Source organism: Bifidobacterium cebidarum (genome assembly GCF_009193305.1).
Taxonomy (GTDB): Bacteria; Actinomycetota; Actinomycetes; order Actinomycetales; family Bifidobacteriaceae; genus Bifidobacterium; species Bifidobacterium cebidarum.
Map to the genome: position 1 here is coordinate 107,536 of NZ_WBVS01000006.1, position 19,021 is coordinate 126,556.

Sequence of the window (19,021 nt, forward strand, 5' to 3'; positions counted from 1 at the left end):
ATGCGCCCTGCTGACAGCTCGTCGGTGGGGCGCATCTGTTTATTGGCTTGAGGTGTGCCTTGATGGGCGGGCTGTTGCCATTGTTGACGCGAACGACTAGTCTCGAACATATGTGCGAAAGTCTGAACCTGTTTGCCGAGCCTACACGGCAATGGTTCATGCACGCGTTCGGACGGCCCACCGAAGCGCAGGATCAGGCTTGGCCGGCCATCGGCTCCGGTGATAATGTGCTGGTCATCGCGCCCACTGGCTCCGGCAAAACCTTGGCCGCATTCCTGGCTGCTATCGATCGTCTCATGGGGCATGGCGGCGCCAAGCGCACGCGATCGAGGCGTACCGGCGTGCGTGTGCTGTACATTTCGCCGTTGAAGGCATTAGCGGTCGATGTGGCCAAGAATCTTGAACGACCACTCGAAGGCATAGCTGCGCAATGCGAGGCGGAAGGACTCTCCGCACCTGCAATCACCATCGCCAACCGCTCAGGAGACACGACGCCACAAGAGCGGAGACGCATCGCTGCGCATCCGCCGGACATTCTGGTCACGACCCCGGAATCTCTGTATCTCTTGCTGACCTCGAAGGCCAGCCGCATCCTCGCCACGGTGGAAACCGTGATTGTGGATGAGATTCACGCCATGGCTGGTACCAAACGTGGCGCGCATCTGGCGTTGAGCCTTGAGCGGCTGGAGAACCTTGTCGCCGAATCGCGCAGACGCGAAGCGATGGATGATGCGAATAATGCCGCGATGCAGAAGATGGATGATAACGACAGCGAATCGCAGCCTTCGGCGCGTATCCAGCGTATCGGACTCTCCGCCACGGTGAATCCGCCCGAAGAGGCCGCTCGATTCCTGGGCGGCGGGAGACCGGTGACCATCATCAACCCCGGTGGCAGGCCGGCTATGGATTTGAAGATGGTCGAACCGCTGGAAAACATGCGGGATCTGCAGTCTGCGAACGCCAAGCATCGCGCCGGCGGAGTGGACGCGGAACGGATGCCGCAGATTAGCGGCGTTACGCCGGCCATGCAACGACTAGCGGAACGCAAAGGAATCGTTGATTCCGGCAATGACTCTTCTGCCATTACGGGTGCCCGTGGTGACCGCACCGCTGGCTCCATATGGCCTGTGGTGGAACGCAGCATTCTGGATGAGATTCTGGCGCATCACACCACACTCGTGTTCGTGAACTCGCGTGGCGTTGCCGAAAAACTCACCGCCCGATTGAACGACATGTATGCCGAACGACAGAAGCCCGCTGCGAGTGCTGATGGTATCTCCAAAGACGCCGACCCTTGGGTCGTAGGCCCTGGCTCTCCTGAGGGGCGTGAGGGTTTTGCCGTGCATTATGACGCTGTGGTCGGTTCCACCACCATGCTGGTCGGCTCACATGATGGCGATGATGTGATCGCCATGGCCCATCATGGTTCGGTCTCCAAAGATCGTCGCAAAATGATTGAAGAACGACTGAAACGCGGCGAGCTGCGTTGCGTGGTGGCGACCTCCAGCTTGGAACTCGGCATCGATATGGGATCGGTGGATTTGGTGATCCAGGTGGACACGCCGTTGTCGGTGTCTTCAGGCTTGCAGCGCGTGGGCCGAGCCGACCACCAGGTCGGAGGCGTCTCCCATGCGCTGTTCTATCCGCTGACTCGCCAGCAAATCGTCACTTCGGCGGCGAGCCTGGAATCGATGATGGCGAGAGATATCGAGCCGCTTGCCGTACCGCGCAATCCTTTGGACGTTCTCGCCCAGCAGACCGTGGCCGCGGCATCCATGCATAATCTCAAAGCGGACGAATGGTATGCCGCTGTGCGTCGCAGCGCGCCATTCGCCGAACTGCCGCGTGACATGTTCGATGCGGTAATCGGCATGATGGCTGGCGCATACAACACCGAAGAATTCTCCGCCTTCAAGCCGCGACTCATGTGGGACAAGGAATCCGGCGTGATTTCCGCCCGTCCGGGCGCGCAAAAGATCGCCGTAACCTCGGGAGGCACAATTCCGGATCGCGGCCTCTACACGGTGGTGCTGCCCGAATCGGATGCCGGCAAAGGTCAACGTCGCGTCGGCGAATTGGATGAGGAGATGGTCTATGAGTCACGCGTAGGCGATGTGATTACACTTGGCACTTCCTCGTGGCAGATTCAGGAAATCACCCGTGACCGTGTCGTAGTGACGCCTGCGCCCGGTCGCACCGCACGATTGCCATTCTGGCATGGCGAAGGCGCCGGACGCGACTACGGCTTCAGCCGTACTATCGGCCGGTTCCTGCGTGAGACCACAGCCGGATTGGAGCTACCTTCCGGTGCCCCCATGGAAGAGCACCGTCACCACGCGACGACCGAGGGAAGACCTCGGCCAAACTTCACCTTAACTATCACACACCGTCTTCAACACGACGGTCTTGACTCCAACGCCATCGTCAACCTCGCAGGTCTGCTTGCCGAACAACAAGCTGCCACAGGAGTCGTACCGGATGATAAAACCCTGGTAGTGGAGCGCACGCGCGACGAGGACGGTGGCTGGCGCATCGTCCTACTCAGTCCATTTGGTCGCCGCGTGCACGAGCCGTGGGCCATGGCCATCAGCTGCAGACTCGCCACCCGCTACGGTTTCGATGGCCAGGCCTATGCGGCGGATGATGGCATTGTGATTCAGCTGCCGGACGGCGAAGGGCATATTCCGGTAGCCGACTTGTTCCTCTTCGACCCGGAGGATTTGAAGGCTGATGTGGAGCGTCAGGTCGGTGAATCCGTATTGTTCGCCGCACGATTCCGCGAATGCGCGGCGCGTTCCCTATTCATGCCGCGATCTGATCCCGGCCGCCGCGTGCCGCTCTGGCAGCAACGACTCAGGGCAGCGCAATTGCTGCAATCGGCCAGAACCGCGAAAAACTTCCCATTATTGTTGGAAACCGCGCGCGAATGCCTGCAGGATGTCTATGACATGCCCGCGTTGCATGAGGTGATGACCGGACTCGAAGCTGGCAACATCGTCATCAAAGATGTGGAGACTGAGACGCCTTCGCCGTTCGCGGAAAACATTCTGTTCGGTTTCGTGGGCGCAGTGATGTACCAGTATGATCAGCCGCAAGCCGAACGCAACGCGCAGCTACTGTCACTTGACCCACAGGTGCTTGAACGGCTGCTCGGTACCACCAATATGGCTCAAGTCCTGGATCCTGATGTTATTCGCTCTGTGACACAGGAGCTGGCGGAACGCACGTTCTGGAATGAACTGTCCGAGGATGATATCGCCGGTCGGATCACTCGATATGCGAAAACCCACGGACCATTCACCACCGGGCAAATCATCGATGATTTACGCATTACTGCGGATGATGCGGTGCACGAATTGGACAGACTGGCCAGTGCCGGCGAGCTGCTCAAAGGGCATTTTATTGATGCTGCTGTCTCTTCCTCAGTATCGCTTTCCGATGAAGCGCAATCGCGGCAGATGCAGCAATCGCAACAGTGGCTGCATAAGGATGTGTTCCGGCGCATCCGCCAACGCTCGTTGGCCAAGGCGCGCAAAACCATCAAACCGGTGGAGCCATCGACCTATCAGATGTTCCTACTTGAGAGGCAAGGCATCGGTCCGGTTGGCGGTGAACGATACGAAGGCGCTGATGGGCTGATGCGCGTCATCGAACAGCTGGAAGGCTTGACGCTACCGGCTGCGCTTTGGGAATCCGCCGTATTCCCGGCCCGCGTGCGCGACTATCAGCCGGCGCTGTTGGACGAGCTGCTGACCTCAGGAGACGTGGTTTGGGTGGGTTCCAAAGCCGGAGCAACAGGTGCGACGGAAGCAGGGGAAGTCGCTTTCCATCCAGTGGATTCCGTGTTGCTGCCAGTCGAATCACGTATGGCGGATTCCTTGCCGGGCAACGAGGTTAGTGCCGATGATGATGAGTCGGCCACGATGCCGCAGGCCATTCTTTCAGCGCTTTCGACAGGCGGAGCCTTCCATGCGCGTCAGTTGATGGATGCCGCCAAACGTGTCTGGAATGAAACCGCCGAACCGGATATCAATCCGGAAACCGGCGAAATCATCCCTCAGGAATGGAGCGATCAGCAGTTCAAAGAGGCATTGTGGAGTCTGGTCTGGCAAGGGATGGTCACCAATTCGAGTTTCACACCTGTGAGGTCGCTGGCTGCAAGCTCTGCCGTGCAGGGAAGCAGACGTAAATCCACGGTTTCTCGGCGGCGGGGAAGAGTCATGCCGATTCGTCGCGCGACTACGGATATGACCTTGTCCGGGTTATGGTCGCTGACGGCTGCAGTCATGGATAATGATGAGGTTGATGCTGATACGCGTTCGTCGGACACCATGCAGTCCATGCAAGCCAAACGCGCGCTCGCCACGGTGGAAGTGCTGCTGGATCGTTACGGCGTTATCGCACAACCGCTGGTGGATCAGGAACATGTGCCGGGCGGCTATTCAGCGCTGTATCCGCTATTGAAGCGCATGGAGGAACATGGCCGGCTGATACGAGGCATGTTCGTGCGCGGGTTCGGTGCCGCGCAGTTCGCCGAGCGGGAGACTGTGGACGCATTACGTCACCCATTGGAAAGCCGTGAACAGACTGTGGTGGCATTGAGCGTGTTGGATCCCGCGAATCTGAGCGGCACGGCCGTCGTCTGGCCTCGAGTCAGCGGCGACGCTATCAAACCCACGCGCCGAGCTGGTTCGCTGGTGGTCTTGGGCTCGCAAGGGCCATTGTTGTATGCCACGGTGAAATCCAAACATCTGACGGTATTCCAATCACACGTTCAGAACGATGCTGTTGCTGTTGATGCTGCCGATACCGGTGCTGACAATCATGCAGCGGAAACGGCGGATGGAAATGATTCAAGGATTCCGGCCGAAATCATGATGCGTAAAGCCGTCACCGAACTGGCGTATGCATTGCAGCGTGACGGTTCCGGACCGGTAACCTTCAGCGACGTGAACGGCGAACCATTGAATGCTCGTCATCCCCTCGCCCGCACGCTCCACCAAGCCGGCTTCGTGCCAGTGCCTCAGGGTATGCGGCTGTACCAGTAGCATCGCGAAAAACGTGGTGCCTGAGAGAAAAAAGAAGCAGGTCTGTCTTTCCGTAGATACAATCGGAAGACAGACCTGTACTTGTAAGGCTTATGTGACTGAGGGTTGCGGCCTAGTACAGCTCTTCAAAGATCTTGCGCACGCGGGCGGCGTCAAGCGGCACGAAATTGTTGCGCATCAGTCGCGCCTGCGTGGTCATCACACGTTCGGTGAACTCCGGCAGATCCTCGCGCGTCACACCATACTCGTGTAACGCCTTCTTCGGCAGCAGCTGGTTGATGAGCGCCTCCAGCTCGTCATACACATTGGCCACATCGCAGTCGAGCAGATCGGCGAGCACTGCGTTCAGCTTGGCGATTTCGCCATCCGACTTGATCTCCATGTAGTTGCGCAGCACGCCGGTGAACATTGCATAGTTCGATTCGCCGTGCGGCACATGATATTTGCCGCCCAGCTGATAGCTCAGCGCGTGCACGGCTGCGCAACCGCCGGTGTCGAAGCTGATGCCCGCGTAGTCGGAGGCGATGAGGAAGTCGTTCATCAGTTCGTTTCGCTTGGCGCGGCGCTCGCTGCTGCCGATCGGTCCCGCGGCGACGATGGCCTTGTAGCCGTTGACGATCATCTTCATGGCTTCGTAGCCGAACAGACGCGTGTATGGCGTGGAGTTAGGGGAGAGCGTGGATTCGACCGAATGCACGAGCGCATCCAGCGAGCTCGTCATAAAGACGTGATCCGGCAGACCGTAGAGCAGTTCGGGGATGAGCACGGCATGGTCGGCGAACATCTCCGGTCCGGCGATGCCCGCCTTGCAGCCGAGGCGCGTGCGGTTGATGGCAGCGATTTCGGTGACCTCGCTGCCGGTGCCGCAGGTGGTGGGCACTAGTACAAGACCGACCTTGCGCTTGAAATCCGGCAGATGGTCAATCACATCATCGATGCTGGCGCCACCGGCCACGGCTACGATCTTCGACATATCCATCACCGCGCCGCCGCCGATGGCGACGATACGGTTGTACTCGAACTGGCCGGCATCCTGGATGATGGCGTCGATCATCACGTCGGTCGGTTCCTGATTGCCGTATTTGTTCACCAACAGCACGTTCGCGCCGTTGAGGTAAGGCTTCAGGAACTGGTCATGAATCATGCCGATGCTGACCACCAAGTCATCGGGTCCAAGTTCGAACGCTTCGGCAAACTCCTTGACCGTGGCGAACTGGTAGATGTCTTTGGGTCCTACGGTAAGCATCTTCATGGTGCAATCCTCCGTTGTCTGGATGATGTTCGGATATTGCGCCCGATGCTAACCCCGCTTCATGTCGGTGATGTTGCTTGTAGTTGTGACTACAGAAGAACAGCAATGATGAGGAAGATGAGGGAAAGAGCCGGCAAAGTGAATTGCTTGACAGCGGCTGTGCACTTGTCTGGGCTACCGGTAAACAACACGAGTGCAGCGAGCGCCATGGATACCGTGCCGGCTGCCATCAGTGTAATGCCAACGGTTTGTTGAGTTTGTTGACCGAACAAGGTGATTAGTGCGCCGGCTGCAGTCATGATGCCGAAGAAGAGGTTGTAGAAGCCCTGATTGTAGGCCATCTCCTTAGTTGCTTCGGCTTCTTCGATTGAGGTGATGGAGAAAGTCTTCATGGTGCTCGGTTCAGTCCATCGGAATGATTCCAGAACGAAAATCAGTACATGCAACAGGCCTGCCAGCACTGCGAAAACGCATGATGCGATAAGCATAAAATGTCTCTCCTCTCACAACTTGGGACGGCTAAAGTCTAGCAAGCAAAGCGAACTGGATAGCCTGCGATGTACACCGGTTATGCCAGCAATCGCGGTTGTGGACAGGAATATCAAGCCCATTGAGGATTTCTCGCCATCAGGTTTATGGCGGCTTCGGGTACTGGATCTTCTAGCGCTGCCGTAAAAGTGTTGAATGTGTTGGAAGCCGATCGCAAGGTTGTTTCTTTACTGATTTCGTGACGCGCGGCATCAATGAGATGCTGTGTGGTCCATTGAGAGGCTTTACTATGAACGAGCTTTCTTCGTGTGATTCTGATTCGGCTGTTTGGGATGACTAAGTAACCTTTTGCTAGTTTGAAGGGTCGCTGCGCTGGTTTCCGTAAGCTTCGTCAGTTGTGTTTTTATGGTAATGACGCCGTTTTGGTGACGTTCGCGAAATTCGTTGATTGCCGTTGATTTTCACTATTCCCCGCGGTCATTGTGTCCCGGCTGTGTCCACATCGGCGCAGGTGTTCCCCAGTCAAATGAGCCGCAATGACTGAGGAACGGCGACAACCGGCTATGAGACATTCGTTCAGGGCACTCATGCGAGACGTGATCTGAACGCAGCTTTCCATCGTCCCCTTGTGCGCTCCACATGCAGCGAGATGCCAAACATCGATGCAAGACGTTTGTCGGTGAGTCCTTCGCCTATCGGTCCGGCGAACGTGATGGTTCCCGGTGTCGTGTTGCCGTCGAGCGTGGCGTAGATGCGCGGATGCGCGTCAAGATATATCACGCACTTGTGTTCCGTCATGCGGCCCATCATCGCGATATGGTCGAATCCGGCGGGGATGTCCTCCACCTGATGTGTGACGAGCAGCATCGTGCGGTCGTCCCGTCGCGAGGCCAATGCCGACAGTTCCCGCAGCACCGTTTCGCGTCCGCCCAGATCGAGACCGGTGGTCGGCTCGTCGAAGATCAGCAGATCCGCCGGCGAGACGAGCGCGCGGGAGATCATCACCCTCGTACGCTCGCCTTCGGACAGGTTATGCCACCGTTTGCCGGCCAGATATGCGACGCCGAACCGGCGCATCATCGCATACGCTTTCTCATACGCCTCGTCGGCCGAATACCCCGATCCCCGTGAAATCCCCGAGGCGACGACCGTGAGCGGATTCATCTCCGGCCCAACACTGCGACCGAACGCCGCCGAGACGGTGACCACACGGGCGCGACGGCGTTCCGGATCCGAGCCCGCGACGGTCCGGCCCCCGAGGACGTGCAGTTCGCCGACGTTGGGATAGGTGCGCATCGCGATCATCTCCAGCAGCGTGGATTTCCCCACTCCGTTCGGCCCGAACAGCACCCACCGTCCGCCGGCGGCAATGGTGAGGTTCACGTCGGCAAGGATCAGTCGCCGATTGCGGTAATAGCCCACCGACCGTGCGCGTACTGCCGCATCATAGGTTGTTCCATCGAGCAGGGTCATCGTTTCACTCCCGTACCCCGTCCGACGATGACGCCGATGGCGGTCTGCGCGACGGCTAGTATGGCCAGCATGATGAGTACCGTGCGCCATCCCGAAGTGATGTCGTAGAGCGTTCCGGCCAACGTGGGGCCGACCGCGGCGAGCAGGTAGCCGACGCATTGCGCCATGCCCGACAGTTGCGTCGTCTCCTCGGTGGTCGAGGTCTTCAATCCGATCAGGGAGAGCGCCACGACAAGGGAGCATCCCGAGCCGATGCTGGCGATGACGATCCACAGCAAGTCGAGCTGCGGCGCGAACGCCAGTCCGAGCGCGCCGATGGCCAACGGCACACTGGCGACGACAACGGCGGCGACCTGGCTGTCGCCTTTCAGCAGCACGGGGATGAGCAGTCCCATGACGATGCCGACAAGTTGGAACACCGCCAGATGCCAGCCGGTCCGGTCGGCGGGCACGCCGAAGGAGACCTCGATGGTGGGCAGCCAGGTGACGCACACGTAATAGTTCACGGATTGCAGCCCCATGAACAGAGTGACGGCCCATGCCTCCGGCTTCTTCCACATGGAGACGCGGCGGGACCGGGTCGTCGGGGCCGAACCCCGTCGATCGTCGGATCGCGCCTCGACGACGGTTCCCGCACCCACGGCCGTCCTTGGCGCGTTCACCCGCGAACGCCACAGCCACAGCAGCGTGACGGTTCCGGCGGGAACGGCCCAGATGCCGAGCGTGCCACGCCATCCGATCGCATCGGACAGGGGCAATGTCACGGCCGAAGCAAACGCGGCCATGCCGGTCATACATGCGGAGTAGATGCCGGTGGCCAGTGATGTGCGACCGGGATAGTCGCGTTTGACTATGGCCGGCACCAGAACGTTGCCCACCGCGATCGAACAGCCGATGACAAGCGTGCCGACCCACAGTCCGGTGGTGCCGCACGTCGAACGGATCACGATGCCGAGCGTCAGGAACGCCATCGCGACCAGCACGGTACGTTCGATGCCGAGGCGTTCGGCGATGCGGTGCACCATCGGGGAGACAAGGGCGAACGCGAAGATGGGCAACGAGCCGAGCAGTCCCTGCATCGTCGCATTGAGATGTTCGGACGTTCCTATTCGAGGCAGCAGCGGGCCGACGGATGTGAGCGGGGCACGCAGGTTCAGTGCGACGACGAAGACCAGCGCGGTCAGGATCGCCGTGACGAATCGCGATGCCGACGATGGGGTGAGATGACGTTCTGTTGTCTGTTCCATGATGATCGATAGATGAGTGATGGGTATCTGTGTGATGATGAAGTTGATTCGTACAAGGGTCGTTCGTTATCGTCCGTCGGGGATCCGAGCGGCGATGGCGTTGAGGTTCTCGGCGACCGCCGCGATGATCTCGTCGTCGCTTTGCCCGCCCTCCAACTTGAGCAGTCCGAGCGAGTGGAGCGCACCGGCTATGGAGAAGACGGCGGCGATGCGCTCGTGCTCATTCGCCGCTCGGGCGGAATACCGTTCGACGAGCGTCGCTTCGATTTTGCGGAACATGGCTTCGGGACGGTCCTCGAACAGGATGCGCAGATCATCGATCTGGCTGTCGATGGCCGGTCTCCAGCCGTTGAGGAACGCGAGTGGATCGGACAGGATCTTGTCCTTGGCGGGGTAATGCTCCAGCATCGCGTCGATGGTCTCGTCCTCGAGTTTGTCGTTGAGGTCGTAGACGTCGAGGTAATGCTTGTAGAACGTGCTCGGGTTGACGAGAGCAAGGTCGCAGATGTCCTTGACTTTGACCTTTGAGACCGGAACTCCCGATGCCCGCAGGCGCAGAAACGCCTCGCGGATCGCCTTGCGGGTCTTGATGATGCGCAGATCGGTCACCATGTCCCCTTTCGTTTGTCGGTAGCGTCCATCCCCTCACCGGCTTGTAAGCCGCGTGTTATGCAATGATTCAGTCGAATCATTGCATAAGCGAAGAATGTCGCATATCGGTGGTTGCCATCCATTGCGTTTCGATAATAATTGATGCTCGTTGAATAATCAACAACTATTGCTTATCGGAGTGTTATTGTGAAACTTGGCATCAACAGGAAACAATGGATCATGGTCATCGTGCTGCTCATGGGCACACTGCTGGCCGTGCTCAACATGTCGGTGGTCACGCCGGCATTGCCGTCCATCATGAAGGACCTCGGCGTGGATTCCACCACCGTGCAGTGGCTGTCCAGCGGCTACTCGCTGGTCGAGGCGATGGTCATCCCGCTCGCCGCGTTCCTCATGGGACGCTTCTCCACCCGCAGGCTGTTCATCGGCTGCATCTCATTGTTTGCGGCCGGCAGCCTCGTCGCCGCATTCGCGCCGACATTCCCCCTGCTCATGGTCGGCCGGGTGCTGCAGGCCCTGTGCACCGGCGCGATCATGCCGATGGTCACCGCAGTGATCCTGCTCGTGTTCCCCAAGGAAAGCCGAGGCACGGCAATGGGAATCACCGGACTGGTCGTCGGCTTCGCGCCGGCGCTCGGCCCGTCCGTCTCCGGCGTGATCATCGACTCGTTCGGCTGGCGCACGCTGTTCGTCATCATGGCGGTCGTCTCGCTGATCGTCATCGCGTTGGCCGCCGTCTACCTGCGCAACTTCGACGGCTTCCAGCCGGGCGCGTTCGACCCCGTCTCCGTGCTGCTTTCCTCGATCGGTCTGGCATGCCTGCTGTACGGGCTGTCCACGTTCACGTCCACCAGCAACATGGTGCTCACCGTCCTGCTGATCGTCATCGGCGTGCTGCTCGTCGCCGTGTTCGTGCGTCGACAGCTCAAGGCGAAGGAGCCGATGCTGCGCGTCGGCATCCTCGCCAACCGCACCTATGCACATTCGGTGATCATCGTGGCATGCATGCAGGCCGCCCTCATGGGCTGCAACGTCATGGTGCCGATGTTCATCCAGACCGTACTCGGCGCATCCGCCACCGCCAGCGGGCTCGCCATGCTTCCCGGCGCCCTCATCGGCGCATGCTGCGGTATCGTCTCGGGCCGCCTGTTCGACAAATACGGCATCCGCAAGGTCGCCCTGCCCGGCCTGACGGTCATGACCATCGGCGGCGTGCTCATGGCGCTGCTCGGCGCAGACGCCTCGGTCGTCCTCACGGCATGCGCCTACACCGTGCTCTACGCGGGACTCATGTTCGCCATGACCCCGGTGAACACCTGGGGCATCAACGCGCTCGACAACGAAAACATCGGACACGCGCAGAGCGTGACCAACACCGTCGGACAGATCGCCTCCTCGATGGGCACCGCCCTCATCGTATCCATCTCCGCGCTGTCCGCCACCCTCGCTCCCACCGCCACCGAACACGCGCAATCCATACTCGGCTCGACGCTGGCGTTCGTCGCCATCGCGGTCATCCTCGCGGCCGCCCTCATCACGGCGCTTCTGACGACGCGGACGCGCCGGGGCGCGACGAAACGGATCCTCGCCGGACAGTGACCGGACCGACAACGCAACAACAGACACGCAACCAGACGAAACGAGACATGATGAACACTAAGAACAACTCGCTGACCCACAACATCCGGACCTTTCGCCACGGCACCGAACCACTGGTGGATCCCATCCGAGACACCTTCATCCGCATCGACAAAGTCGGCAACTCATGGTTCTGGGTGGGTCATTTCGAGGCGGACGGCCACACCCTCGACTTCATGTACCACGTCAGCGTCCTGCAGTTCTCCAAATACCTGCCGGTACGCATGATCAACAGCGTGCTGTCCATCACCGACGAGACCGGGCACATCTACCGCCACGAGGACCGCTTCTACAAGGTCAGGCGAGGACAGGTCGCAGGCCAGGGACTGCACATCCGCACCGACAAGGACGTCATCGAAGGCGACCTCGACGACATGCGCATCGCATCGGCCATGCCGAACGGATCCATCTATCTCGACCTGCACGGCACCGGATACCCGCTCTACAGCCTCGGCACCGGCTACTTCCAGATCGCCGGAGTGCCCAATTACCAGTACTCGTTCCCGCACATGGCAGCCAAAGGCGTCATCACCCTCGACGGCCAACGCCACGAGGTGGAGGGCATGGTATGGATGGACCGTCAGTTCGCCGGCATGCCCAAAGGCAGAAGCCTCAAGGACGGCTACAACTGCAAATGGCTGTGGATGAACCTCTGCTTCGACAATGACCCCGACGTAATCAGCCTGTGGGGCGTGACCGAACTGGCCACCGGCGAAGAACACTGCTGGGCCAGCGTCCTGCACGAGGACGGCACCCAATCCTTCACCGGCGTCGATCCGATGGTCGAGGACTCCTTCAACGTGTGGGAAAGCCCCGTGACCGGCATGAAATACCCGACCGGATGGACCATCTCCATCCCCGAATGGGAGGCGAAACTCACCGTCACATCCATCATGGACGAACAGGAAATCGCCTCGCCGAATCCCTCCGGCCGCAAATACGAAGGCGCGAGCCAAATAATCGGCACCTACCGAGGGCACTCGGTGACGGGCCACTGCTGCCTCGAACTCGTCGGCGGATGGAACTGACAACACCGGCTTGTCTTCCTGAATCAACCAGCATCGGACCAATTCCGTCGACCCGCCGAAGAAAAAACCGACGACCCCGTGAACAAGGGATTCGGGATGGATACTAGATAACCTTTAGGTTGGTTCCCACACAAGAAAAAGCCCGTCTCGTGCATGGCAACACGAGACGGGCTTAAATCATTGAGCGTATTCGGCTTCATGGTCTTTGCTGAGCTTGCCGCTGAGCGCTTGATTCACCAAGGTGTAGACGGCTTGTGCGACGCCGATGACGCCGGTGAGGACGACGCCCCACCTGTAGCCGTGGAAGCCGTTGGTGGCTGCGATGGCGATGACGCCGAGCGGGATGCTCGCGCCGAGGCTGGTAAGTCCCACGTAGTCGGCGGGTATGTACTTCTTGAACGCCTGCACCAAGGCGGGCGCGACGAGGGCGACGATGCCGGCGGCGTGTTTGCAAGATACAAAAAGCTTCGGAATTGCAAGTATTCCGAAGTAAATCGTTACCTGCGGGATCTGAGACCGCTGCCCCTTGTTATTGAGAGGCTGCTTTTCCGGTGTTCGTGAGCCTCGCTTGATACGTTTTGTTGCAATGCCGCTGCTTTTAGAGACCATCGTGTCTGGGCTGCAGACACGATGATGAGCATTATTCCAGTGGTTGCAGTCGCTGGGTGACTGGACCGGCATACCAGTTTTGCAGTCGGTAGAGGGTGACGTCATACAATCACATGCCAGCGTGTGCGCACATATATGTATGTAGGTGCGCGCATATGTGCGAATGCATCTCCGTAAAGACAATATCGCTTGTGCTGTTGGCTGCTCTGTTGTGTGAATCTGCGTGTTCTGGTCATAGGAGGCTTCTCGCTACCGCTTTTACTCCTTCTTGATGGCTGGCTTTTAGGTAAATATTCATGAAAGTTCGCCCCTGCAACTCAATGTCCTGCGCGAGCACGTTGACGGCGTCGTTCTTGTGTTCGATCCACCAGGCTGCGTCGTCGCGGCGGAGCACCTGTTTGTGCAGTTCGGAGAAGGCGTCGCGGTCTCCGATGCGCGCGTGGGTGGCGAGAACATCCATTTGGTTGAGCGCTCGCCGGCGAATCGGCTCGGCGCGGTCGCACTGCATCCATATGGACATTTGTTCGAATGAGTCTGATGGGGAGTGGTTGGAAGATGTTGCGCATACCACTCAGTTATCATGAAAAGGAATCCGGGCCATGGAGGATTCGGATATGGATGAAGCAACCGCAATGAGGCAGGGGAGTGAACCGATGAGCGTGCCGCAGGAAGTATTGGATGTGCTGCATTCGGGCGAGGTGTATTGCTGGGATGGCGAACTGATGGATGCCGCGCAGCAGGAGCAGCGGAATATGCTCAACAAGACCAACGAGCTGCCGGCCGCCTCGCCGGAACGCGACAAGCTGCTGCATGAGTATTTCGCGGAAATGGGGGAGAACACCTGGATTGAGCCGCCGCTGCATGCCAACTGGGGTTGTTCGACCCATTTAGGCAGCTTCGTGTACGCGAACTTCAACCTGACGCTGGTGGATGACGGCGAAGTGTTCATCGGCGACCATACGATGATCGGCCCGAACGTCTCCCTGATCACCACCGGGCATCCGATTTGCCCCGACTTGCGCGAAAAGCTCGCGCAGTTCTCCGAGCCGATCCACATCGGGCGCAACGTGTGGATCGGTGCGAACGTCACTGTATTGCCGGGCGTCACCATCGGGGACAATTCGGTCATCGGCGCGTGCAGCCTGGTCACCAAAGACATTCCCGCCAACTCGGTGGCGGTCGGCAGCCCATGCCGCGTGATGCGCGAAATCAACGAGCATGACCAGGAATACTACTGGCGTGATAAGCGCATTCCTGAGGGGATGTAGACATAGCCTGCTGTTCTAGTGAATGCTGTGCTTGCGAATAACTTGTTCGTGAGCACAGCATTTGTATTCATCGATGGATGACTAAAGGCTGACTAATCCGAAAACACTACCGAATACGGTAGTTGGAGCCGCGCTGGGTCATGATAAGGCCTGCACGCGTAAGCTTCTTATCCAACGTGTACAAGGCATTACGCAGCAGTCCCTGCTGCTCAAAATAAGGTCCGCCCACAAGGCCCACGAGCTCCTTGGTGTTCACGAACTTGCCGTCAGCCTTAACTAGGGCCTCCAACAGGCTGTATTCCAAGCGGGAGAGCGTGATCGGACTATGCGTGGATGCATAGTAGGCCCGGCGGTGGGTGGTGTCCAATGTGAGATTGCCGCGGATGATCATGGTGGGGGAGTCGGCGGCGAGCGCACTCACATAGGAAAGCAATTCAGTATCGGAGAATGGCTTGCGTAGTACTGCATCCGGTTGATTGGCGTTCGCCTGTACCTCGGTCTCGCTGGATTCGTCGGACCCATTGGATGCCAATGCTGCAGTCGGTTCAGCTGATTGATTCGGCTCGATCGGTGCATACTCATGCGGCAGCGCTCGCCAACGATTGCCTTCGCCGGTCGCACGACTCAGCGGAGTGGTGGCGAGCAGCAGAATCTTCAACGATGGGTCGGTCTTGCGCAACGTTGCTACGAAATCATTGTGTGATGGTTCGACCAAATCCTCATCAAGCACGATGGCATCATAGGGGACTATAGGGGCATCCTCGCTGTCATCTGAGGCTTGGGACTGCTTCTGCGCATCGGTTCGTGCCGGAGCATCAGTTTGTATGGGCTGAGCTTGAGAGCCGGGTTGCGTCTGATTCACAGTGCCGGCTAGGGGTTGTCCTTGCTGTGCCGCGATAATCGCATCCAACGTCGCTTCCCGGGTGCCGGTCTGGTCAACCTCATGCTGCGCGCCCAGCAATGTGCCACGAATGGCGCGAGCGAGCGGCTCATTCGATGCGGCGACCAGTAACTTCATAAGGCACCTCCCTTGCCGCCCAGTGTAGGCCGAGGCGTGACAGAGGTTCCAGATGTTGGTGCCATCCGGAACCCTTCGCCTAGTCTAGGCCGGAGCGGGGCGGCCCAGAGTCGTGTGATTACAGAATGGGCTGCAACGTCGTGGGATAACGGCGGTGTGCGGAGATAATGCTGAGCGCGATGGCAAGGATGCCGAATGCAATCAGTGCGATCAGAGCCCAAGCGGCGGACGTCGTCAGCATCACGATGATAAACACCGGCATTGGCACAGAGGAAACCAGTGAGACTACCGAGAAGGCGCCGACCGAGGCCGCATGCGAGGCAAGCAGAATTTGTTCACCGGCGAAAGCAATCACAGCCGGGGTAAGAACGATGCATACGATTTCCGGAATCGCATCACTGTTCCAGCGCGTCAGTCCGACCCAAGCCAGATATCCGAGTATGCTCAGCGACATGATTTCGGCGATGAGCATGGGTAGCAGGCTTTTGGCGATGCAATACTGCAGCATCGAACGGCCGGAGGCGCGCCAAGACTCCAGAGTGCCGTCAACTTCCACCGAAGCCGACATATCCATCGCATTGGGATTGGCCATCAGCGTGCATATCGCCAATTCGCTGCCCAGAAACCCGTACCATGGTGCTAAAGTTTGAGCCGCGGACAATCCGTCTATGGTGGCGGGATTCGTTGGATCGCTGACGGAGAGTACGGCGATCATTACCGGAATGAACAGCCACAAACTGATACCGAATGCCAGATATAACGGGTTCCTGCGTAGAAGAATCCAATCTTTCCAAAGCATTGCTTTCATAAAGGACTCCTTTAATGGCTATTTGCTGATGCCGAAGTTCACATTGATGTGTTCGCGGCCAAGGGTGGCGGCTTGCTTGAACGCGTCGATATTCGGGAAATCGTTGATATTGCAATCTTTGACGAGGTGTTTGTTGTCGAGGATGATGATGCGGTCGGTGACTTCCCAGCAGTACTCCAAATCATGGGTGATGGTCAGTATCGTGCGTCCGTTCGCCGTGAGCTGCTTCATCAGGTCGATAAGCAACTGCCGGGTGATTGGATCCACCGCATTGGTTGGCTCATCCAACAGAATCAGCTTCGGTTCAAACAGCATGCCCGCCACGATGCCTGCACGTTTCTTGAGGCCGCTGGAAAGGTCCTTGACTTTCTTGTCGAGATGCTCACCCAGTTCAAATGCCTGTACCATCGGCAGCTCGTCGAGATGCTGTATGTCGATTGGATGCGGATTGGCATGCGTGGCATAGAGCATTGAACGGAACTTGAGATTTTCGCGGATGGTCATCGTAGGGGAGAGATTGCCGGAATCGCTCAGCTGAAACACCTCGCGCATCGAATGGAATACGCTGCTGTTGATGGTGGCGGAGCCTTGCTGTGGGCGCAGAAGACCGGTGATGATGCCGAACAATGTGGTTTTGCCCACGCCGTTGTATCCCAGAATGCCCAGCGATTGGCCGGCCGGCACATTGAGGTTGATATGTTCCAGCACAGGTTTGTGGCTTTTGTAGCCGAAGGTCATATCCGTGACGCGAATGGCCGTCAGTTGGTTGACCCCGGGTTGAGTTTCGGTATGAGGAGTTTCAGTGATTGTGGTGCTGGTCATGAGTAGAGCCTTTCCTTTGACGCAAATGGACCAGAGATAGCATGCGAATGCCATCAATGTGGGTGTGAATGCTGTGGCGATGCCTTGTGGCGTAAGGATTGCGAGGCGTAGCGGCGAAGCAATGGCATAGGCGAATGTTGTGAGCATTGCGCTCGCTGTGGCGATCGGGATGAGCGCCCACACTAGTTGCGCGATGACGTATTGATGCAGTGGACGGCCGCAGGCTCGCACGGTGAGAATGGTGCCATTGGCGAGGTCGCTGCGGATGGCGTCTATGGCAAGCGCGGGTGCCAAGCAGACGCCCAGCGTGATGATGGCGAACTGATACATGGTGGCCGCTGTATTGCGGTCCATGCCGAATATGGGAATCACAGCGATGCAGAGTATTGGCATAACGATGGCGATGATGGCGATGGCCAACATTGCAGAGTTATGACGAAGCTGTTGGAAATCTTTGTAGAGTATGGCTTGCATAGATGCCTCGAATCGGTGTGGATTGCAGAGCGATGGCTGGCATGATGGGTGATTTTGGGTAAGCTCGCGCCAAGCTAGGAGTCTCATGATGAATTTGGGTATGGCTTACGCTGAATGTTTCAGCTTCTTTTCCTCCGATATTTTGCGCCACCTCCCTTCAGAGGGAGGCAGAGGGGCATCAGAGGGAAGTGAAGTGAAACTGAGAAAAAAGAGCAGAGATTATTGGCCGGCGACGATTTGGCGTAGGGCGGCTACGTGGGATTGAAACGCCTGTTTGCCTTCGCGAGTGAGCCTCACCCAAGTGACCTTGTAAGCTTTACCGCCCTCGCTGGCTTTCTTATCAAGCTGAATGTAATCATGTTCGGTCAGCGTTTTGAGATGTTTGGAACAGGTGGCATCGCTGATTTCGAGCGTATCTCGCAACACGTCAAATCGCATGGTGCCATAGGTGTCCAGCAGACCGCAGATACGCAGCCGAATCGGAGCGTGGATGATCTCGTTGAACACTGGCTGCGGATTATCCGAGGTCATGATGTGCCTCCGCCGAAGAATCAAGGTGAGACGGTTCGGGGGCCGTGTGCTGTTTCAATGCGCGGACGGTTTCATCGAATTCCCACGCTTCCATAACGCCATTGATAACCGCGCCGATCAATGTGACCGCTACAGCCGACCACCATGCGGTGGTGGCATAACCCACGGCAAGGGCCAAAATCGGCGGAATGAAATTGACGAAGAAATGTGCGACGAGCGCAAGCTGGTAACGGCGACTCCGCATCACCAGTTTGGGCATCTGCCATTGTGGAGCGATGCCCTGGCGGCGGCTATTGAGCATGGTGGCCGCGATGAGCAGGAGTAGGCTCATCGCCAGTAAAGCAGCCACAAGCCATAGGGGATTCCATGGTAGGTTGAATCGGTTGAACCATGCCTGTGGCATCAGCCAATACGTGAAGGTGAGCAGCCCGAATACGATGGCAATCCACACGATGCTGGATGTGCGGAGAGCTTCATAGCCGGTTGCGATTTTCGCACGATCCGAGTCAAGCGCGCGCAGGGAATCAAGTGCGCTCAATGCATGCTGCTGATCACTGCTCAGCTCTCTTGCTTGTGATTGTTGCATTTGCTGAGGTTGTTGTGTTGCTGCCATGATGCCCCCTTCACACGGATTGCGTATGGCTGAATCGCCAAACCTCTTTCCGCTGTGGAAAATAATATCACTTTCCATAGCAGAAAGAGGT

At 58.2% G+C, this 19,021-nt stretch carries 15 protein-coding genes and 2 pseudogenes; 5 read left to right on the forward strand and 12 right to left on the reverse strand.

Translation table 11 applies throughout. The annotated features are described in order from the left end of the window. Nucleotides 1-110: 110 nt before the first annotated feature. Nucleotides 111-3,851 (forward strand): annotated as a pseudogene (locus F7D08_RS06990) (DEAD/DEAH box helicase); the annotation flags it as partial. A 504-nt stretch (nucleotides 3,852-4,355) separates the two neighbouring features. Next, nucleotides 4,356-5,048, forward strand: a pseudogene (locus F7D08_RS09980) (Lhr family helicase); the annotation flags it as partial. A gap of 112 nt (nucleotides 5,049-5,160) precedes the next feature. Here F7D08_RS09980 and F7D08_RS06995 read toward each other — a convergent pair. From F7D08_RS06995 to F7D08_RS07015, 5 genes are all read right to left on the reverse strand, one after another. Further along, complete coding sequence (locus tag F7D08_RS06995) at nucleotides 5,161-6,300, reverse strand: 4-hydroxybutyrate dehydrogenase (protein WP_152209929.1); 1,140 nt, start codon at nucleotides 6,298-6,300, stop codon at nucleotides 5,161-5,163. A gap of 89 nt (nucleotides 6,301-6,389) precedes the next feature. Continuing rightward, a complete protein-coding gene (locus F7D08_RS07000) occupies nucleotides 6,390-6,788 on the reverse strand; it encodes a DUF1304 domain-containing protein (RefSeq protein WP_152209930.1) in 399 nt (132 codons plus the stop codon). 586 nt (nucleotides 6,789-7,374) lie between these two features. Further along, nucleotides 7,375-8,262 carry an ABC transporter ATP-binding protein gene (locus F7D08_RS07005; protein WP_152209931.1) on the reverse strand — a complete coding sequence of 296 codons (888 nt, stop codon included), beginning with the start codon at nucleotides 8,260-8,262 and terminating at the stop codon, nucleotides 7,375-7,377. Continuing rightward, the gene (locus tag F7D08_RS07010) at nucleotides 8,259-9,509 is read right to left on the reverse strand and encodes a CynX/NimT family MFS transporter (RefSeq protein ID WP_152209932.1); all 1,251 of its coding nucleotides are present in this window, start codon (nucleotides 9,507-9,509) and stop codon (nucleotides 8,259-8,261) included. Before F7D08_RS07010 ends, F7D08_RS07005 begins: the two co-directional genes overlap by 4 nt. A 66-nt stretch (nucleotides 9,510-9,575) precedes the next feature. Then, the gene (locus F7D08_RS07015) at nucleotides 9,576-10,121 is read right to left on the reverse strand and encodes a hypothetical protein (RefSeq protein WP_152209933.1); all 546 of its coding nucleotides are present in this window, start codon (nucleotides 10,119-10,121) and stop codon (nucleotides 9,576-9,578) included. 219 nt (nucleotides 10,122-10,340) lie between these two features. Between F7D08_RS07015 and F7D08_RS07020 the strand changes: the two genes are divergently transcribed. Both F7D08_RS07020 and F7D08_RS07025 read left to right on the forward strand, forming a co-directional pair. Next, a complete protein-coding gene (locus tag F7D08_RS07020) occupies nucleotides 10,341-11,720 on the forward strand; it encodes a DHA2 family efflux MFS transporter permease subunit (protein WP_152209934.1) in 1,380 nt (459 codons plus the stop codon). A 47-nt stretch (nucleotides 11,721-11,767) separates the two neighbouring features. Next, on the forward strand, nucleotides 11,768-12,787 hold the full coding sequence (locus F7D08_RS07025) for a lipocalin family protein (protein ID WP_152209935.1): 1,020 nt from the start codon (nucleotides 11,768-11,770) through the stop codon (nucleotides 12,785-12,787). A 177-nt stretch (nucleotides 12,788-12,964) separates the two neighbouring features. Here the strand turns inward: F7D08_RS07025 and F7D08_RS07030 are convergent, their stop codons facing one another. After that, nucleotides 12,965-13,396: a hypothetical protein gene (locus F7D08_RS07030; protein WP_404979662.1), complete on the reverse strand. Its 432-nt coding sequence runs from the start codon at nucleotides 13,394-13,396 to the stop codon at nucleotides 12,965-12,967. A gap of 232 nt (nucleotides 13,397-13,628) precedes the next feature. Beyond that, the gene (locus F7D08_RS07035; protein ID WP_152209936.1) at nucleotides 13,629-13,916 is read right to left on the reverse strand and encodes a hypothetical protein; all 288 of its coding nucleotides are present in this window, start codon (nucleotides 13,914-13,916) and stop codon (nucleotides 13,629-13,631) included. Between the two features lie 94 nt (nucleotides 13,917-14,010). Between F7D08_RS07035 and F7D08_RS07040 the strand changes: the two genes are divergently transcribed. After that, nucleotides 14,011-14,664 carry a sugar O-acetyltransferase gene (locus F7D08_RS07040; RefSeq protein WP_226803421.1) on the forward strand — a complete coding sequence of 218 codons (654 nt, stop codon included), beginning with the start codon at nucleotides 14,011-14,013 and terminating at the stop codon, nucleotides 14,662-14,664. A gap of 106 nt (nucleotides 14,665-14,770) precedes the next feature. Here F7D08_RS07040 and F7D08_RS07045 read toward each other — a convergent pair whose 3' ends face one another. The 5 genes from F7D08_RS07045 to F7D08_RS07065 all read right to left on the reverse strand — a co-directional run bounded on the left by F7D08_RS07045 (nucleotide 14,771) and on the right by F7D08_RS07065 (nucleotide 19,008). Next, entirely contained in the window at nucleotides 14,771-15,682 is a 912-nt protein-coding gene (locus F7D08_RS07045; RefSeq protein WP_152209937.1) for a response regulator transcription factor, read from the reverse strand. A gap of 118 nt (nucleotides 15,683-15,800) precedes the next feature. Further along, nucleotides 15,801-16,490 carry a hypothetical protein gene (locus tag F7D08_RS07050; protein WP_152209938.1) on the reverse strand — a complete coding sequence of 230 codons (690 nt, stop codon included), beginning with the start codon at nucleotides 16,488-16,490 and terminating at the stop codon, nucleotides 15,801-15,803. 18 nt (nucleotides 16,491-16,508) lie between these two features. After that, complete coding sequence (locus F7D08_RS07055) at nucleotides 16,509-17,735, reverse strand: ABC transporter ATP-binding protein (protein WP_226803422.1); 1,227 nt, start codon at nucleotides 17,733-17,735, stop codon at nucleotides 16,509-16,511. 270 nt (nucleotides 17,736-18,005) lie between these two features. Further along, nucleotides 18,006-18,317 (reverse strand): transcriptional regulator, encoded by a 312-nt coding sequence (locus F7D08_RS07060; RefSeq protein ID WP_152209939.1) that lies wholly within the window; start codon nucleotides 18,315-18,317, stop codon nucleotides 18,006-18,008. Then, nucleotides 18,304-19,008: a hypothetical protein gene (locus F7D08_RS07065; protein WP_152209940.1), complete on the reverse strand. Its 705-nt coding sequence runs from the start codon at nucleotides 19,006-19,008 to the stop codon at nucleotides 18,304-18,306. The genes F7D08_RS07060 and F7D08_RS07065 overlap by 14 nt, the downstream gene beginning before the upstream one ends. Nucleotides 19,009-19,021: the final 13 nt, after the last annotated feature.

Coding starts and splice junctions, on each gene's coding strand:
- F7D08_RS07030 (WP_404979662.1), bottom strand. CDS start 13,396: ATGGTCTCTAAAAGCAGCGGCATTGCAACAAAACGTATCAAGCGAGGC.
- F7D08_RS07035 (WP_152209936.1), bottom strand. CDS start 13,916: ATGTCCATATGGATGCAGTGCGACCGCGCCGAGCCGATTCGCCGGCGA.
- F7D08_RS07020 (WP_152209934.1), top strand. CDS start 10,341: ATGGTCATCGTGCTGCTCATGGGCACACTGCTGGCCGTGCTCAACATG.
- F7D08_RS07010 (WP_152209932.1), bottom strand. CDS start 9,509: ATGGAACAGACAACAGAACGTCATCTCACCCCATCGTCGGCATCGCGA.
- F7D08_RS07040 (WP_226803421.1), top strand. CDS start 14,011: ATGGATGAAGCAACCGCAATGAGGCAGGGGAGTGAACCGATGAGCGTG.
- F7D08_RS07000 (WP_152209930.1), bottom strand. CDS start 6,788: ATGCTTATCGCATCATGCGTTTTCGCAGTGCTGGCAGGCCTGTTGCAT.
- F7D08_RS07005 (WP_152209931.1), bottom strand. CDS start 8,262: ATGACCCTGCTCGATGGAACAACCTATGATGCGGCAGTACGCGCACGG.
- F7D08_RS07060 (WP_152209939.1), bottom strand. CDS start 18,317: ATGACCTCGGATAATCCGCAGCCAGTGTTCAACGAGATCATCCACGCT.
- F7D08_RS07065 (WP_152209940.1), bottom strand. CDS start 19,008: ATGGAAAGTGATATTATTTTCCACAGCGGAAAGAGGTTTGGCGATTCA.
- F7D08_RS06995 (WP_152209929.1), bottom strand. CDS start 6,300: ATGAAGATGCTTACCGTAGGACCCAAAGACATCTACCAGTTCGCCACG.
- F7D08_RS07050 (WP_152209938.1), bottom strand. CDS start 16,490: ATGAAAGCAATGCTTTGGAAAGATTGGATTCTTCTACGCAGGAACCCG.
- F7D08_RS07025 (WP_152209935.1), top strand. CDS start 11,768: ATGATGAACACTAAGAACAACTCGCTGACCCACAACATCCGGACCTTT.
- F7D08_RS07055 (WP_226803422.1), bottom strand. CDS start 17,735: ATGTTGGCCATCGCCATCATCGCCATCGTTATGCCAATACTCTGCATC.
- F7D08_RS07015 (WP_152209933.1), bottom strand. CDS start 10,121: ATGGTGACCGATCTGCGCATCATCAAGACCCGCAAGGCGATCCGCGAG.
- F7D08_RS07045 (WP_152209937.1), bottom strand. CDS start 15,682: ATGAAGTTACTGGTCGCCGCATCGAATGAGCCGCTCGCTCGCGCCATT.